Here is a 15,563-nt window from a genome sequence, read left to right on the forward strand (position 1 = left end):
ATTGGCATGGCAAGTCACTGATCATTGGTAATAAATAGTGACAATATCTTGCCTATTTATGAGAATATTTACTTAGGCAATTGATAATAAAATCTACAAATGCAAGTCGGTCAATATCAAACATCACTTTCGCATTGTGTGGATGACTGGTTAAGTGGTAGCGATCAACCACAGTCATTCCTTGGGTGTACTCGCCTTTAGTTTCAATGCCGACCCAACAGTCAGTCGCTGTAAATAATTCAGGTTGTAACATCCAAGCAATGGTACAAGGGTCATGAAGTGGCGCCCCAGTAAACCCCCATTTAGGATCACGGTGGTAAATCATAAAGAAATCTAATAATTCGGCCACGCATTGAGATATCGGGTTACCAATGTCACGAATACGTTCAATATCTTCATCCATGATTTGTGCTTTATGAGTCACATCTAACCCACACATCACGACAGGAACGCCAGCTTTAAATACAATATCAGCCGCTTCAGGATCAACAAAAATATTGAACTCGGCAGCAGGCGTCCAATTGCCTTCGCTAGCAGCCCCGCCCATTAATACAATCTCTTTTATGTTTGTGTGCAGTTCTGGGTGCGCCGTTAAAAAAATGGCAATATTGGTCAGAGGACCTGTTGGTACTAAAGTCACTGGCGTTGCTGATTGACGGACTTTTTCAGCCATCAATTCAATGGCGGTTTGCTCAACGGGTGCAAAACTAGGATCGGGTAATACTGGCCCATCTAGCCCTGACTCACCATGAACATTGTCAGCAATAATGAGATTACGCTCCAATGGCTTAGGTGAACCTGAGGCAACAGGAATATCTTGGCGTCCTAATAAGGTTAAAATGCGTAAGGTATTATTGAGCGTTTTGGCTTGAGTTTGATTACCAGCACTAGTTGTCACTGCGAGCACATCTAATTGGTCAGAACTTAATGCAAGGATCAGCGAGATGGCATCATCATGGCCAGGATCGCAATCGAGAATGACGGGACGTTTCATGGGGGGACTCCTCTTTAAGATGTGCTCAAAATTAGCATGAAATAAAAAGAGGATAGGTGACGACTCTCTAAAAACGATAAAGATACTGATACTAATGAATCGAGCTAATCTGCACCCTAAAAAACAAAAGGCCTCACATTGCTGTGAGGCCTTTAGTTAAATTAGGTGAGTTGGCCGATAAGCCGGGTCCTGTCGTGGACAGTTATTCATCTAGGCCTGCAATCGCTCACAGGCTCAAGCGACCTACCCGGTCCCAACGCGAGCAGCGCCATACGGGACCCTATTTGGTCTTGCTTCGGATAGAGTTTACCTTGCAACCAACTGTTACCAGTGGCCCGGTGCGCTCTTACCGCACCCTTTCACCCTTACCAACCGAAGTTGGCGGTCTTCTCTCTGCTGCACTTGTCGTCGGTTTACACCGCCCAGGCGTTACCTGGTATCCTGCTCTTTGAAGCCCGGACTTTCCTCCCCGTTCTTGCGAACGCAGCAACTGTCTGGCCAACTCGGCGCGGATTATAGCCTAAGCATAAACAACACACCAACTAAAAATGGCTGTGTTAACCCATTTGATTAACAGCAGCCATTTTTAAACAAGCTTTATAAAGCAGCTTTCGTTATAAACCGATATCTAACCCATGCTTATAAAGAGCATTTTTCTTAATGTCATAAATTTGCCCTGTTAATGCCGCCGCTTTTTTTAAGGGCAATTCTTGGCAAAGGATTTTAAGGGTATTTATGACAGTGGTTGAAAACTCTGACTCGGCTTCTATGCGATGGCCATGACACATTAATACAATTTCACCGCGCTGCTGATTAGGATCATCTTTGACGTTCTGCAACACATCGGCTGCTGGGCCTGATAAAAATGTTTCGAATGTTTTAGTGACTTCACGTGCCATCACAATTTCACGCTCGCCGCCCAATGCTGTCACGATTGATTCCAAGCTGTGCACAATACGATGCGGTGATTCGTAAAAAATTAATGTACGCGGATCTTCTTTGAGCGCTGCCAGTTTATCTAATCGCCCCTTTTCTTTTGATGGTAAAAAGCCTTCAAATGAAAATCGATCTGACGGAAGTCCTGATGCACTTAATGCAGTAATCGCAGCACAAGGACCTGGAAGTGGGATCACATTAAAACCTGCCTCTCGCACTTGTTTAACTAAGTGGTAACCAGGATCGGATATGAGCGGTGTGCCAGCGTCAGAAATTAATGCAACGGCCTCGCCGTTACCTAATTTTTGAATAATCCACTGAGCTCGGTCACGTTCGTTATGGTCATGCAAGGCCGTTTTACGGGTTTCTATGCCAAAGTGACTTAATAGTTTTCCGCTGTGGCGTGTGTCTTCACAGGCGATTAATGAGACATGATTTAATACCTCAATCGCGCGGTTGCTAATATCCCCTAAGTTACCAATAGGAGTGGGAACGATATAAAGTGCGACCGATAGGTCCATAACTACCTCTGTATAGAATCTCATCTGGACTTTCGCCAAGTGAAAGAGCAGGTTAAACTAGAGACAGCATCTTACCAGAGTGAAGCCCTGTGTTAAAAAGACTGATTACAACAAAATTCGTTTTCGCAGCTATTTTATCAAGTGTATTATTTGGCTGTGCGACTCAAACTACTGAAAATAAACAAGCTATTGATAGTTCGTTAGCAACAGTAACGCAAACGGCTAATACCTATTTATCTGAGGCAAGTAATAGTCAGCAGCCTCAAGAGCGAGATAGGTATTTGCTTTTAGCAGCTCACGCTTACATTAATGACTCTAATGTAAGTGCTGCTGATAAGCTTTTGACTTCAATGAAGCCCAATTTACAACCTGAGCCAACACTTCAGGCTGAGTGGCTTTACTTGTCTGCAAGAGTGGCTGAGCTGACTCGCTCAGATGCTGATGCACTAGCAATATTGAACTATCCTGAACAGTGGCAATTACCGAACTGGCAACGTGTTACTTATCATCAATATAAAGCACGCTTATTTAATCAAACTAAACAACCGATTGATGAATTACGCCAGCTTAGCTCCCTGAGCCTTTATCTTCCGAAAGAGCAAGCCTTTGAAGTCAATGACACCATTTGGCGTACGTTGCAGCCTTTGCATGAAGAAACCATTAAAAGCTTTATGCGAGATGGTAAAAATCCAACCTTCTCGGGTTGGTTACAACTTGCCTATATCGCTAAACATTATGCGGTCGATCCATCCCAGTTAGTGCGTTATTTAGGCCAATGGCAGCAATCTAACCCAAATCACCCTGGGGCGGCAAAATTACCTTCAGATTTAGAAAAAGCGTTGAACGCTCAGCCTTATAAACCGCAAAATATTGCAGTGTTACTGCCATTAACCGGGCGCCGCGCCGCAGTTGCCGAACCAATCAGGCAAGGCATACTTGCAAGTTACATGGCCGCTTATGACGATCAAATCACGCTACACTTTTTTGATACTAACTTAGGGGTTGAACAAGCTTATCAAGAGGCCGTTGCCGCCGGTGCAGAATTTGTGATTGGGCCACTGCTACCCAATGCTGTTGAAGAAATGCAGGCATTAAACGAGCAAGGTTTGATGACGATTCCACAACTGTATTTGAACCAAACAGAAACCTTTACACCGAATAACGACCAATTTTATTTTGCGTTGTCGCCAGCCCAAGAAGCCAGTGATGCCGCACAACGCCTATTTGATGACGGAGTTAGCTTGCCTTTATTACTGGTAAGCAACGATTCAACGGGTAAGCGCATGGCTGCAAGCTTCAATGAAAAGTGGTTAGCGCTAACGGAAGAGAACGCCGAAATCCATTACTATGATGGCGGCGATCAAATGAAAGTCACCGTGCAAGAAGCCTTAGGTGTTAAAGATAGCCAAGCTCGTATAGCAAGAATGAAAGAGCTCATTGGTAATACCTTAGAAGCGGATTTTCGTTCGCGTCGTGATATTGATGCCATTTATATGATTTCGGCAGCTAAAGACTTAGTGCTACTTAAGCCCTTCTTAGATGTTAACTTCAGCGTCTTTGCTGATCCTGTTGCCTTGTATACCACCAGCCGAAGTCGGCTCAGTGGTAACTCGACTCAATCAGCACAAGAACTCAATAATTTAATGATCAGCGATATTCCTTGGTTAATGAGCTCAAATGCTGAAACCACTATGGTTAACACATTATGGAGCCAGTGGAATAATGGTCAAAAGCGTTTATATATCATGGGCTATGACTCATTGGATTTGGTTAATCGTTTAGCCCAAATGCGCGCTTTTCCTGGGTATCAGTTTAATGGTCGAAGTGGCGCATTATCTGTCGACAAAGACGGCGTCATAGAACGTAAATTAAGCTGGGGCAAATACCAGCGAGGAAAGCTACGTCCGCTATGATATCGATGAAAAAACAATGACATTCATCAATCCAGGTCAGCATGCAGAAACACAAGCGCGAACTTACCTTGAGCAACAAGGTCTACAGTTTGTGACTCAAAATCAGCGCTATCGTTTTGGCGAAATTGATTTAATTATGCGTGATAACCAATATTGGGTGTTTATTGAAGTGAAATACCGTTCATCCACTCAGTTTGGAGGTGCTTTAAATGCTGTATCTACAGCTCAAATATCACGCATTAGAAAAGCTGCTGAACAATATTTACAAACACATAAAATCAATGCGCCATGCCGCTTTGATGTGATTGCCATCAATGGAGCCGATATCCAATGGCTCCAAGGGTGTTTTTAACTTATTAAATTTAGCTATAATGCTGCCAGAATCGAGATTATATGTAAGCAGCATCACATTACCGAGTAAGGATTTATCATGTTAGAGCGTATTAAAGACAGTTTCACCGAATCAATTCAAACTAAAATTGATGCAGCTGAAGCCTTACCAGAGTCGATTGAGAAAGCGGCTGAAATGATGGTTCAATGCTTATTAAGCGGTAATAAAATTTTAGCATGTGGTAACGGTGGTAGTGCTGGCGATGCACAACATTTTTCTGCGGAACTATTAAACCGCTACGAAATTGAACGTCCTCCTTTACCGGCAATTGCACTAAGTTGTGACACTTCAACCATCACAGCAATCGCTAATGATTATAGCTATGATGAAATTTACTCAAAGCAGATTATGGCATTAGGCCAACCTGGTGATATTTTATTAGCCATTTCAACCAGTGGTAACTCAGGTAACGTCATTAAAGCCATGGAAGCTGCACTTAGCCGAGATATGACGATTGTTGCACTAACAGGTAAAGATGGTGGTGCAATGGCCGGCTTAATGAGTGCTGGTGATGTAGAAGTACGTGTACCATCTAACGTTACTGCTCGTATTCAAGAAGTGCATTTATTAGTCATTCACTGCCTATGTGACAATATCGACCGCACTCTGTTCCCGCAGGACGAGCAAGCATGATAAAAGCAGTTCTTATCATAGCAACATTATTCCTGCTTCAAGGTTGTGCTGGTGTTGTTATGGTTGGTGCTGTCGGTGGAGCCAAGATGGCCAATGATGAGCGTAGTATGTCTACGCAAATCAGTGATACCAATGCCGACTTTGAAATCACAAGTGCATTAGCTAAGCATCAAGATATTCATAAACAAACCAATATTACTGGCGTAGTATTGAACAGTAATGTATTGATGATTGGCCAGTCACCTAACTCTATGTTGCGTGATAAAGCGGTTAAAGTCGTTCAAGAGCTTGAAATTGGCGGTAAGTTACATAATCAAATTCGGATTGGTAACCCAACCTCATTCACAACTCGCAGCAATGACACTTGGATCACCACCAAGGTAAAAACTCGCATGTTAAATGAAAAAACATTAGACATGACGAGAGTAAAAGTGGTCACAGAAAATGGGGAGGTATTTCTATTGGGCATCATTCCCCGAGATCAAGCTGATCTTGCAGTGGAAATCACCCGTAATACTTCTGGTGTAAGGAAAGTGATTAAGGTTTTCGAATATATCGACCCTTAAATATGAATTGACTCCTACAACGACAGAGCACAATAAAATCACCGCAAATACATTGCGGTGTTTTTTTATCTATAGGGTAAACCCATTCGATTAATATAGGTTAATTTAATACAGATACCGACTTACGTTGCAGCCTACGAACACAGGCAAGTATTAAAGGTAATAGTACTGTCGGTAGTACAATTAAACTGGCCCCCAGCCAACTCATCCCATCAAGCCATTCATCAAACCATAACCAGCCAAATAGCACGCAAAATAGTAACCCTGAGTATTCAGCTACGGCAATATCACTCGCTTTCGCACTACGGTAAGCAACAATACAGCAAAAGTGATACGCCAATAAAAAGCTGTTACTAATCAGCGATAAGCCAATTAATGCCATCGTCACGTCCCCAAAGCCGATACAGGCTCCCGCCACACACAATACTGGAATACTCAATAAATTATAAAGCAGTAATGTCACTAATGGTGATTCTTGCTTTGGTAGCTTTCTTAATGCAATTTGATTCATTGAAAACGTCACTGCAGCAACGAGAACTAGCAGGCCTGCCCATTCGATATTTGATGGCCGTAACAAAATCAGCACGCCAATAAATCCCAGTAAAGTAATCCACCATTGGGTCAAACTGATCTGCTCTTTAAGCCAAACATAGCCTAGTACAGTAATCATAATCGGCGCTGAAAAAATAATGAACTGACGGTAGCTAATGGCAATGAAACTAAGCCAACCACTAAGGTAATTGACGTTATAACCCCTAAGTGAGAACGCACTAACTGTAATTTAAAGTGGCCTGTAACAGGCTTTCTCGCCATGAACCATATTGGCAATAACATCAATACGCTGCCGCATTGTCGTAATAATAAAAAGGTAATGATATCTGCATTATCTGGTAACCACTTGATGGATACGTCATATAACGCGCTAAAGATATTGCCAAGTACCAGTATGATTAGTGCAAAAATGACTGGAGACTTCATCGTCACCTCACCGCTTCTCAAAATGGCATAATAACTAGACCTTTACATGATTAAAAATGATGAATACTAAACAATAATGAATTAAGGTAATAAATAAGATTCAATTTTCTAGCTAAGTAAATGAGAAAACTACCACCATTACGTTCATTGCAAGTGTTTGAATCTGCTGCTCGATTACAACACTTTTCCCGTGCAGCAGAAGAGCTTTGCATCAGTCAAAGTGCGGTATCTCATCAAATTAAACAGTTAGAATCTTATTATGGTGAGCAATTATTCTTACGCAGTACAAGGCAATTACAGCTAACAGACAAAGGAGCCCAATTATCACTACAATTGGAAAGCACCTTTAATGCTCTTGAAGAGGTCAGCTTACAAATTACAGGTGACGGTAACCAGCAGTTACGATTAGCCGTTTACAGCTCGTTTGCCATTAAGTGGCTTATTCCTAGGCTGAGTGAGTTCCGTCAGCAGCACCCGCATATTCAAATCCGTTTGGATATGATCACCAGCGACCCACAACTCAGTGATAATGTCGCTGATATGTTTATTACTGGGCAATCAAATCAAAATGGCTATATGCACCTTACCTTGCATAAAGAGCGATTAATTGCTGTAGCCAGTCCTGATTACCTGCAACAATGGCTAAATAAACCCAATGCATCACCTCAAGAGTTAATCGCCGCTTTACCTTCGGCAACCTTACTCACCGTCGATGAAGGAGAATTAGGCATTGATTGGCAGCGCTGGCATAACGTCAATAAAGTCGACGACAGCGACAAAAAACAACAACATATTTTTAGCCACGTTTTGATGGCCATTGAAGCTGCGATTGCTCATCAAGGAATCGCACTTGCCTCTGACTTTATGGTTAAAGGAGATATTGCAGCAGGAAGGCTTGTTGCATTGGATTTACCAGACATTTTAACGGGTTTTAATTTTAACTTTAGCTGTAAACAACGCAGACAACACGAACCAGCTTTAGCAAGCTTTATTCAATGGCTAAAAAGGCAATCTCACTCTGGTGACTAACCAATAAAAAAGCCAGCATTAAGCTGGCTTTTTTATTAATCGATTGAACGTTACACAATCATTCCGATTTTTTCGTAAACTTTTTTGATTGTTTCTTCAGCTCGAGCCTGCGCTTTTTCAGCTCCCGCTTTAAAGACTGCATTTAGGTAGTCTTCATCCGCTCTGATTTCACGAAAACGTGCTTGAATAGGTTCTAGCATAGCAACAACAGCTTCACCTGTTGCAACTTTCAAGTGTCCATACATTTTGTCTTCAAAGTCTTTTTCAATTGACTCGATTGACTGACCGTTACAACCTGACATCAAGCTCAATAAGTTTGATACACCTGGCTTTTCTTCAACGTCAAAACGAACAACAGGCGGCTCTTCACTATCTGTCATCGCTTTTTTCACTTTCTTCATAATCGCTTTAGGATCATCAAGTAAACCAATCACGTTATTACGGTTTTCGTCTGACTTAGACATTTTTTTCGTTGGCTCTTGCAGCGACATGACACGAGCGCCGGTTTCAGGAATAAATGGCTCAGGCACAACAAATGTGTCGCCATAAGCATTATTGAAACGCGTTGCAATATCACGTGTTAGCTCTAAATGTTGCTTTTGGTCTTGGCCTACAGGCACTTCATTTGCTTGATAAAGCAAGATATCTGCCGCCATTAATACTGGGTAGTCAAACAAACCAACATTAATGTTATTAGCATGCTTTTGCGATTTATCTTTAAACTGTGTCATGCGGTTAAGCTCACCCATTTGGGTGTAACAGTTTAATGCCCAGCTCAACTGCGTATGTTGTGGTACTTGAGATTGTAAAAAGACGGTACTTTTTTCAGGGTCGATACCACAAGCGAGATAAATGGCTAGTGTGTCTAAGCATGCCGCTCGTAACTTTTCAGGATCTTGGCGAACGGTAATCGCATGTAAATCAACAACACAATAAATACAATCGTGGCTGTCTTGCATACCAACCCATTGACGTAGCGCGCCCATGTAATTACCAATACTTAGCTCGCCTGATGGTTGAGCGCCACTAAACACGATAGGTTTTGCAGTCATTTGTTTTATTGCTCCATTGATTTAGCTGTGAATTCTGCCGAATTAGTTAATAAGGCTAAAATTTCATTGAATTGTTCGCATACCGCAGTGGGTCCGCTCAGACCAATATCTTCACCGTAGTTGTACCCATAGGTCAAGCCTATTGAGGTTACGCCTGCGGCTTTCGCTGCTAATATGTCATTTTTTGAATCCCCTACCATCAACAGCTGTTGAGGTTCGAGCTGCCATTTGTCCAAAATATGCGTTAAAGGCAAAGGATCGGGTTTCATTTTATCCAGCGAGTCGCCACCTAACACCAGACCAAATAAGTCGGCTATACCAAATGCTTCTAACAACGGGATAGTAAACCGATAAGGTTTATTTGTCACAATCGCCAGTGGGTAGCCTGCGGCATTAAGTTTGCTGAGCACGGTTAACACTCCAGCATATAACTTACTGTGTTTTTGTAGGTGTAATTCGTAATGCTTCATAAAAATAGGCATGACATTTTCAAGTTGTACACCTATGTCACACCCTTTTTGTTGCTCAGCATTGAGTAACGCACGCTGCATTAATACTTGAGCACCATTGCCAACCCAGTTTCTCACTTGCTGCTCGGTGCAACTTGGCAATGCTAACTCAGCAAGTGTCGCTTGGGTCGCGGCGGCTAAATCGGGCACACTATCAATTAGCGTGCCGTCTAAGTCAAACGCAATGGCTTTTATGCTAGAAAAATCAGCCATACTACGCGTCTACTTTTGCAAGCTCGGTACGCATTTCATCAACCACGGTTTTATAATCAGGCTGATTAAAAATAGCAGAACCTGCGACAAACATATCTGCGCCTGCCGCTGCAATTTCGGCAATATTATCCACTTTTACGCCACCGTCCACTTCAAGACGAATATCAAATCCACTGGCATCAATTTTTTCGCGAACTTGTTTAAGTTTATCTAACGTAGATGGGATAAATGATTGACCGCCAAAGCCAGGATTGACTGACATAAGCAGAATCACATCTAATTTATCCATTACATGGTCAAGATAATGTAATGGCGTTCCAGGGTTAAATACTAAGCCAGCCTTACAGCCTGATTCTTTAATTAATTGCAAACTACGATCAAGATGTTCCGTCGCTTCTGGATGAAAAGTAATAATTGAAGCACCTGCTTTAGCAAAATCTGGAATGATACGATCTACAGGCTTAACCATTAAGTGCACATCAATATCAGCGGTAATGCCATAATCACGAAGCGCCTGACAAACCATAGGACCGATTGTTAAATTTGGTACATAGTGGTTATCCATTACATCAAAATGAACAACGTCAGCACCGGCATCTAAAACGGCTTTAACATCATCACCTAAACGGGCGAAATCGGCAGATAAAATAGATGGGGCAATCAAAAATGGACGCATAGTCTTCTCGAAGCAATTAAAAGTGACCGTATTTTACCCCTTGAAGCTTATTCGCTCTAGTCGCAAAGCGTAATAAAAGGTTGTTATTGTCAATAAACGTAAATTTTCATAATCTGTAAGTATTAAATTGATCCAGATCACATGAGAGTGATGTTCATTAACTATACAAATTTGCTATAATGCGACCTACGTCACTGTGTTTTTCGCGATGTTATAGTTATAAAGCGACTACCAAGTCAGTTGCTAAGTCTCTATTAGAACGTCACTAAACATTTTTTATTGTGTTAATTCTGAAAGTATAAGACAAGGATAGCCCTTATGATGTGCAGTCAGTCAAAAATGAGCACCCACCAAACAGGTAAGGTGACGCTAAAACCTGTAGTAAGCTTATTTTCAACCAGCGCATTAATGTTAGTTGCCTATTTTGTCATGTCGGATAATAGCAATCCATTGTTGGCTGACAACTGTGCTTGTACAGAAAACGTTACCTACAATTCCAGCCTACCTAGCAGCCACCCTAATAATCGTTGTGCTGTCGAGTCTGACAATGTGAGTTGGGGAGATTGGGTTACGGGTAAGAGTCGCTCAAGCCAGTTTCATTTTTTAGATTTACTCGAGTTACTACACAACAGCGACAAGAGTAAACCTATTAGCGACATGCCCACTAATAATCCGAATAGCATTTAATGTCTTTTTGGCGGGTATTTTCGAGTACTGTTGCAGCTTTCTTTGGAGTGCAGACAGAAGATAATCGCCAGCGAGACTTTCAACAAAGTAATTCACCATTACCTTTTATTTTTATGGGAATTGCTCTGGCGATCATTATGATTCTATCTTTGATTTTTATCGTGAACCAAGTATTAGCTTAATCCTATTCCAATTACCCTTCATGTCCTTTCTATAGCAATACCATTCCCATGCTATTCATGAATCAATAGCAGAATAATTAATACAATACTTAATCAATCACTTCTTGGTAGTGGTGATCGTACAAGGCCATAATTTCATCCACTTTCTTTCTGCCATTGCCCTTTTGGCTTATATTACGCTGCACCGCAATAGAGGCCAGTTTGGCACCGCGGTATAATTCGCGTGTTAGCGGAATATCATGGTTACTGATTAAAACAGGAATGTCTCTTTCAAGTGCGGTATGACGCGACTCTCTTGCAAGTAAGGCTTGATCATCTAAGCTGAAACCTGGCCCTGCATATGTAGTAAAGCTTGCCGTTGTTGATAATGGCGCATAGGGAGGGTCACAATAAATCACGTCCCCAACAGTCGACATCTCAAAAGCTTTTTCATAACTTACACAATGAAAACTCGCTTTTTGCGCCTTCATTGAAAAATGCCTAAGTTCATCTTCAGGAAAGTATGGTTTTTTATATGAACCAAAAGGCACATTAAAGCCGCCTTTGCGGTTGTAACGACATAAGCCATTAAAACCATGGCGATTCATATACAAAAAATATACTGAACGCTTGAAGGGATCGTTAGTTTGATTGAATTCAGTGCGAATACGGTAATATTGCTCTTTTACATTCATCTCTGGCACAAACATCGCTTTAGCTGCTGCGATATAAGTATCAGGATCATTTTTGACAATATTGTATAAATTAATCAAGTCTTGGTTTATGTCGCAGAGTAAATACTCATCATAATCAGTATTAAGAAATACTGATCCAGCACCGACGAAAGGTTCGACTAATCTATTACCTTGAGGTAAGTGTTTTGCAAGCTCGTCAACGAGTTTAAATTTTCCACCCGCCCACTTAAGAAAGGCTCTATGCTTTTTAGTCATGAATACCGTTTGCTAGCAAAATTAAAGCAGATGATTGTACTCTTTTTATTGGTAATAATCATCGTTTGAATTATCGAATCTAATGGCTTTTTAAGCGGTTAATCTATTTTGAGTTCATATCCAGTCAAATCACTCCATTTGCGCACCCAGGGCGCGGATAAACCTAGTGACTGTTGTAATTCATCAGCTTGCTGCTGTGCCTGACTTACTGTGTCATATTGCCCAAATAACACAATATGGCGCTGTTTATAACGAGCTTGTTGGGCATAAGCTGAGTCTGTTTGAATCCGTTCTAGTTTAGATAATATTTGAGTGAGTGACTTAGCCTCTCGGACACTGGCAATTTGCAATGTATATCCAGGTTTATCTAACAGTGATAAACTCGCCTTATTATCATTGTTAGATAAACCTTCAGCGACTAACTTGTCGCTCTCGACAATCAGCTTGCCTTCTGACACTTCAGATAACTGGACATCTTGATTTATGTCTTGAGAGCGAGCCTCGGCTGATTGATGAGTCATTGGGTCAGCGGCTAATTCATCTTCACTTATTTCAACGTTTTGCTCATCTTCTGTCTGTGAGATGTTGCTGTTTACATTGTGCTCATCAGTCATCTTACTGTTATTACCTGCACTGTTTCGCAGCATAATATCCACATAATTGAATTCGCTAAGAGTAGGCTTGAGCGCATCTAGCCCTAAACCAGCCTCAGCCTGATTCAAGCCAGCCGTGTCGTTAATGACTGGTTGTAGTAATAATTCAGCGTAATTATAAATAGCCCACTGCGCAGGCGTTTCTGGTGGCGAATAAATGTTATTAAACTTTACGTTATCTGCTGGCACCTCTGCAGTTTCTTTAAACATAAACCAGCTTGCTAAAACAAGAGTTAATAACAACACAACAGACCCCATGACCCAAGGCAAAAATTTAGGCCACTTTTTGACGTCTTCAGGTTGGTCCTCTAATGCTTTATTCAATAAATTGATCACTTCGATAGGCGTGCCAGATTGTTTTTCAATTTGAGCTTGAATAATTTCACGCGGAATAAACGGGGTTTTATTACTTCTCACCAAAAGTGTGCGATATAAGCCTTCTCGCTCAGCCAAGGATAAAGGCTCTAACTCAACATGTAGCAGCAAAGCTTGCATTGAGTCTGTGAGCTCGTGAGTCAGTTCGGCAAGCGAATCAGTTTCGATGGTAAACGTCATCGAAATGGGCTTACCCGCACATTGCAACTGAGTCAAAATCAAGCATTCAGCCCAAAGCTCTTTTGGCATGTATTGCGCATCATCAATAATGATGTGTAAAGGCTTAGTTAAGCTAGATTGTATTCGAAGTAACGTATCAGCTAATGGAAGCGCATCATCAAAGATAGGAGATGAAATGAGTTGAACAAGGATTTTACGTCGAATTTCTGCGCTATCTGCATGCATTGGGCAGATTACGAGTGCAGAATTATAACTATCCAGTTCACTTGCAAGGGCTGTAACTAAGGTTGTTTTGCCAGCTCCTTTAGCACCGGACAAGAGTACCAATTGCTCGCTGTAGCTAGCAATGTGCTGTAATCGCTGTACTAGAGATTCTTGAGAAGGTAACAATAGCGTTTGTTGAATGTCCACAAGCCCACCATTAGACTCACACGTTACTTAGACTTGGCTAATCACTTCTGCCAATAATGAAGTTTCAACATCTGAAAAAACGTCAGCGGAGCCAATTGACGTGGGTAACACTAACCTAATTTGACCAGCAAGGACTTTTTTATCTCGCTGCATATGCGCAATGAATTGATCAAATGTCATTGAGTCTGGTGATGCAACTGGCAAATCAAACGATTGCAGTAAAGCAACGACCCTATCGAAATCTTGTTGTGAGATTAAATTGAGTTTTAATGACGTGAGTGACGCCATGACTGTACCAGCTGATACCGCTTCACCATGAAGCCATACGCCATAACCCATTTCAGCTTCAATGGCATGCCCGAAGGTGTGGCCTAAATTAAGCAAAGCTCGTACGCCACGCTCTGTTTCATCTTGTGCAACCACATCAGCCTTAATTTGGCAGCATCGAGCTATAGCATAAGTTAATGCATCATTATCAAGCCCTTTAAGTGACTCTACATTTTGCTCTAACCAACTAAAAAACTCAGCGTCCCAGATAATGCCATACTTAATCACTTCAGCCATACCAGCAGCAAACTCTTTAGCCGGTAAAGTTGATAAGCAATCGGTATCGATGATCACGGCTTGAGGCTGATAAAATGCCCCGATCATGTTTTTCCCTAACGGATGATTGACTGCTGTTTTGCCACCTACAGAAGAGTCAACTTGCGAAAGCAGTGTGGTTGGAATTTGTATAAACTCAACACCTCGCTGGTAGCAAGATGCAGCAAAGCCAGCCATGTCACCAATGACACCGCCACCTAATGCAACTATGACACAATCTCGGGCATAGTTATTTTCAAGCAAAGCTGAAAATATCAAATCCAGATGTGTGAGATCTTTATATTTCTCACCGTCAGGAAGCACAACAACACCCACGTCAGCACAACTCGCCATCACTTGTTGTGCCGTTGTCAGGTACAAGGGAGCGATAGTGTCATTGGTGACTATGAGTGCTTTTTTACCGGAAAGGTAATCGGAAAGGTAAGCATTTTGCTGCAATAAATTCTGGCCAATAAAAATGGGATAACTTCTTATACCTAATTCAACCTGAACTTGTTGCATAAACCTACCTAGAATCCGAGTTGCTCAATAATTTGATTTGCGACTATTTTAGCGCTTTGCTCATCTGTCTTAACAATCACGTCAGCAATCTCTTCGTATAAAGGATTACGAACATCAGCAAGATTCTCTAGCACTTCGCGCGGGTCATCAACCTGCAAAAGAGGTCGACGCTTATCGCGTTGAGTACGAGCGACTTGCTTATCGATTGTCGTCTCAAGGTATACAACGATACCGCGAGCTGACAAATGATTACGTATGTCTTTACTTTGTACAGATCCGCCGCCAGTAGCAAGGACAATACCTTGCTTTTCCGAAAGGTCAGCGATGACCTGAGCTTCGCGACGACGGAAACCTTCTTCGCCTTCAACGTCAAACACCCAGGCAATATCTGCACCTGTGCGTTGCTCAATCTCATGATCTGAATCGTGGAAATCTAAATGCAGCATTTGGGCCAAATGGCGACCAATTGTGCTTTTGCCTGCGCCCATTGGGCCTACCAGAAAAATATTGCGTTTTTCAGCCATTTTATATACGTCTGAATCTTATATGAAAAGTATGCCTTATCGACTTAAACTCAAGCCGACCTATAATTTAACCTTGCTCTAATGAGACTTGACGGAGGATTATCTCA

Annotated in this window: 18 protein-coding genes and 1 other RNA gene; 7 read left to right on the top strand and 12 right to left on the bottom strand. The window is 41.8% G+C overall.

The window, feature by feature from the left end:
* Nucleotides 1–52 precede the first annotated feature (52 nt).
* From rihA to rsmI, 3 genes are all read right to left on the bottom strand, one after another.
* On the bottom strand, nt 53–994 hold the full coding sequence (gene rihA, locus ACGEDC_RS06910; protein WP_394497341.1) for a pyrimidine-specific ribonucleoside hydrolase RihA: 942 nt from the start codon (nt 992–994) through the stop codon (nt 53–55).
* 162 nt (nt 995–1,156) lie between these two features.
* An RNA gene (gene rnpB / locus ACGEDC_RS06915) (RNase P RNA component class A) lies at nt 1,157–1,500 on the bottom strand.
* A 108-nt stretch (nt 1,501–1,608) separates the two neighbouring features.
* The gene (gene rsmI / locus ACGEDC_RS06920) at nt 1,609–2,451 is read right to left on the bottom strand and encodes a 16S rRNA (cytidine(1402)-2'-O)-methyltransferase (protein ID WP_394497343.1); all 843 of its coding nucleotides are present in this window, start codon (nt 2,449–2,451) and stop codon (nt 1,609–1,611) included.
* 89 nt (nt 2,452–2,540) lie between these two features.
* On the opposite strand from rsmI, the gene ACGEDC_RS06925 reads away from it, so the two are divergent.
* From ACGEDC_RS06925 to ACGEDC_RS06940, 4 genes are all read left to right on the top strand, one after another.
* Nucleotides 2,541–4,364, top strand: a complete 1,824-nt coding sequence (locus ACGEDC_RS06925) for a penicillin-binding protein activator (RefSeq protein WP_394497345.1) — start codon at nt 2,541–2,543, stop codon at nt 4,362–4,364.
* Nucleotides 4,365–4,389: 25 nt separating this feature from the next.
* Nucleotides 4,390–4,716: a YraN family protein gene (locus tag ACGEDC_RS06930; RefSeq protein WP_144430229.1), complete on the top strand. Its 327-nt coding sequence runs from the start codon at nt 4,390–4,392 to the stop codon at nt 4,714–4,716.
* Nucleotides 4,717–4,794: 78 nt separating this feature from the next.
* Nucleotides 4,795–5,388, top strand: coding sequence for a phosphoheptose isomerase (locus ACGEDC_RS06935; protein WP_055026216.1), 594 nt, complete (start codon nt 4,795–4,797; stop codon nt 5,386–5,388).
* A complete protein-coding gene (locus ACGEDC_RS06940; protein ID WP_055026217.1) occupies nt 5,385–5,954 on the top strand; it encodes a BON domain-containing protein in 570 nt (189 codons plus the stop codon). The genes ACGEDC_RS06935 and ACGEDC_RS06940 overlap by 4 nt, the downstream gene beginning before the upstream one ends.
* 100 nt (nt 5,955–6,054) lie before the next feature.
* Here ACGEDC_RS06940 and ACGEDC_RS06945 read toward each other — a convergent pair whose 3' ends face one another.
* On the bottom strand, nt 6,055–6,624 hold the full coding sequence (locus tag ACGEDC_RS06945; RefSeq protein WP_394497348.1) for a DMT family transporter: 570 nt from the start codon (nt 6,622–6,624) through the stop codon (nt 6,055–6,057).
* Nucleotides 6,621–6,932, bottom strand: coding sequence for a hypothetical protein (locus tag ACGEDC_RS06950; RefSeq protein ID WP_394497350.1), 312 nt, complete (start codon nt 6,930–6,932; stop codon nt 6,621–6,623). The genes ACGEDC_RS06945 and ACGEDC_RS06950 overlap by 4 nt, the downstream gene beginning before the upstream one ends.
* A gap of 120 nt (nt 6,933–7,052) precedes the next feature.
* Here ACGEDC_RS06950 and ACGEDC_RS06955 point away from each other — a divergent pair, with 120 nt between their 5' ends.
* Nucleotides 7,053–7,961, top strand: coding sequence for a LysR substrate-binding domain-containing protein (locus ACGEDC_RS06955; protein WP_394497352.1), 909 nt, complete (start codon nt 7,053–7,055; stop codon nt 7,959–7,961).
* Between the two features lie 50 nt (nt 7,962–8,011).
* Here ACGEDC_RS06955 and trpS read toward each other — a convergent pair whose 3' ends face one another.
* Genes trpS through rpe form a run of 3 tightly spaced genes read right to left on the bottom strand, consistent with a single transcriptional unit; the run spans nt 8,012 to nt 10,411 of the window.
* Nucleotides 8,012–9,013, bottom strand: coding sequence for a tryptophan--tRNA ligase (gene trpS, locus ACGEDC_RS06960; RefSeq protein ID WP_065110433.1), 1,002 nt, complete (start codon nt 9,011–9,013; stop codon nt 8,012–8,014).
* Between the two features lie 5 nt (nt 9,014–9,018).
* The gene (locus ACGEDC_RS06965; RefSeq protein ID WP_119969287.1) at nt 9,019–9,735 is read right to left on the bottom strand and encodes a phosphoglycolate phosphatase; all 717 of its coding nucleotides are present in this window, start codon (nt 9,733–9,735) and stop codon (nt 9,019–9,021) included.
* Between the two features lies 1 nt (nt 9,736).
* Nucleotides 9,737–10,411 (bottom strand): ribulose-phosphate 3-epimerase, encoded by a 675-nt coding sequence (gene rpe, locus ACGEDC_RS06970; protein ID WP_055026222.1) that lies wholly within the window; start codon nt 10,409–10,411, stop codon nt 9,737–9,739.
* Between the two features lie 318 nt (nt 10,412–10,729).
* On the opposite strand from rpe, the gene ACGEDC_RS06975 reads away from it, so the two are divergent.
* Entirely contained in the window at nt 10,730–11,098 is a 369-nt protein-coding gene (locus ACGEDC_RS06975) for a hypothetical protein (protein WP_055026223.1), read from the top strand.
* The gene (locus tag ACGEDC_RS06980; protein ID WP_055026224.1) at nt 11,098–11,280 is read left to right on the top strand and encodes a DUF2970 domain-containing protein; all 183 of its coding nucleotides are present in this window, start codon (nt 11,098–11,100) and stop codon (nt 11,278–11,280) included. Before ACGEDC_RS06975 ends, ACGEDC_RS06980 begins: the two co-directional genes overlap by 1 nt.
* Nucleotides 11,281–11,369: 89 nt before the next feature.
* On the opposite strand, the gene ACGEDC_RS06985 is transcribed toward ACGEDC_RS06980, so the two are convergent.
* The 4 genes from ACGEDC_RS06985 to aroK all read right to left on the bottom strand — a co-directional run bounded on the left by ACGEDC_RS06985 (nt 11,370) and on the right by aroK (nt 15,456).
* Nucleotides 11,370–12,209, bottom strand: a complete 840-nt coding sequence (locus ACGEDC_RS06985; RefSeq protein ID WP_055026225.1) for a Dam family site-specific DNA-(adenine-N6)-methyltransferase — start codon at nt 12,207–12,209, stop codon at nt 11,370–11,372.
* A 98-nt stretch (nt 12,210–12,307) separates the two neighbouring features.
* Nucleotides 12,308–13,828 carry an AAA family ATPase gene (locus ACGEDC_RS06990; protein WP_394497357.1) on the bottom strand — a complete coding sequence of 507 codons (1,521 nt, stop codon included), beginning with the start codon at nt 13,826–13,828 and terminating at the stop codon, nt 12,308–12,310.
* Nucleotides 13,829–13,855: 27 nt separating this feature from the next.
* Nucleotides 13,856–14,932 carry a 3-dehydroquinate synthase gene (aroB, locus tag ACGEDC_RS06995; RefSeq protein ID WP_394497359.1) on the bottom strand — a complete coding sequence of 359 codons (1,077 nt, stop codon included), beginning with the start codon at nt 14,930–14,932 and terminating at the stop codon, nt 13,856–13,858.
* 8 nt (nt 14,933–14,940) lie between these two features.
* Nucleotides 14,941–15,456 (bottom strand): shikimate kinase AroK, encoded by a 516-nt coding sequence (gene aroK / locus ACGEDC_RS07000; RefSeq protein WP_055026228.1) that lies wholly within the window; start codon nt 15,454–15,456, stop codon nt 14,941–14,943.
* Between the last annotated feature and the right edge of the window lie 107 nt (nt 15,457–15,563).

The sequence above is a fragment of the Shewanella sp. ENK2 genome, from assembly GCF_043568515.1.
Taxonomy (GTDB): Bacteria; Pseudomonadota; Gammaproteobacteria; order Enterobacterales; family Shewanellaceae; genus Shewanella; species Shewanella japonica.

Coding starts and splice junctions, on each gene's coding strand:
- rihA (WP_394497341.1), bottom strand. CDS start 994: ATGAAACGTCCCGTCATTCTCGATTGCGATCCTGGCCATGATGATGCC.
- rsmI (WP_394497343.1), bottom strand. CDS start 2,451: ATGGACCTATCGGTCGCACTTTATATCGTTCCCACTCCTATTGGTAAC.
- ACGEDC_RS06935 (WP_055026216.1), top strand. CDS start 4,795: ATGTTAGAGCGTATTAAAGACAGTTTCACCGAATCAATTCAAACTAAA.
- ACGEDC_RS06940 (WP_055026217.1), top strand. CDS start 5,385: ATGATAAAAGCAGTTCTTATCATAGCAACATTATTCCTGCTTCAAGGT.
- ACGEDC_RS06945 (WP_394497348.1), bottom strand. CDS start 6,624: ATGATTACTGTACTAGGCTATGTTTGGCTTAAAGAGCAGATCAGTTTG.
- ACGEDC_RS06950 (WP_394497350.1), bottom strand. CDS start 6,932: ATGAAGTCTCCAGTCATTTTTGCACTAATCATACTGGTACTTGGCAAT.
- ACGEDC_RS06955 (WP_394497352.1), top strand. CDS start 7,053: ATGAGAAAACTACCACCATTACGTTCATTGCAAGTGTTTGAATCTGCT.
- trpS (WP_065110433.1), bottom strand. CDS start 9,013: ATGACTGCAAAACCTATCGTGTTTAGTGGCGCTCAACCATCAGGCGAG.
- ACGEDC_RS06965 (WP_119969287.1), bottom strand. CDS start 9,735: ATGGCTGATTTTTCTAGCATAAAAGCCATTGCGTTTGACTTAGACGGC.
- rpe (WP_055026222.1), bottom strand. CDS start 10,411: ATGCGTCCATTTTTGATTGCCCCATCTATTTTATCTGCCGATTTCGCC.
- ACGEDC_RS06975 (WP_055026223.1), top strand. CDS start 10,730: ATGATGTGCAGTCAGTCAAAAATGAGCACCCACCAAACAGGTAAGGTG.
- ACGEDC_RS06980 (WP_055026224.1), top strand. CDS start 11,098: ATGTCTTTTTGGCGGGTATTTTCGAGTACTGTTGCAGCTTTCTTTGGA.
- ACGEDC_RS06985 (WP_055026225.1), bottom strand. CDS start 12,209: ATGACTAAAAAGCATAGAGCCTTTCTTAAGTGGGCGGGTGGAAAATTT.
- aroB (WP_394497359.1), bottom strand. CDS start 14,932: ATGCAACAAGTTCAGGTTGAATTAGGTATAAGAAGTTATCCCATTTTT.
- aroK (WP_055026228.1), bottom strand. CDS start 15,456: ATGGCTGAAAAACGCAATATTTTTCTGGTAGGCCCAATGGGCGCAGGC.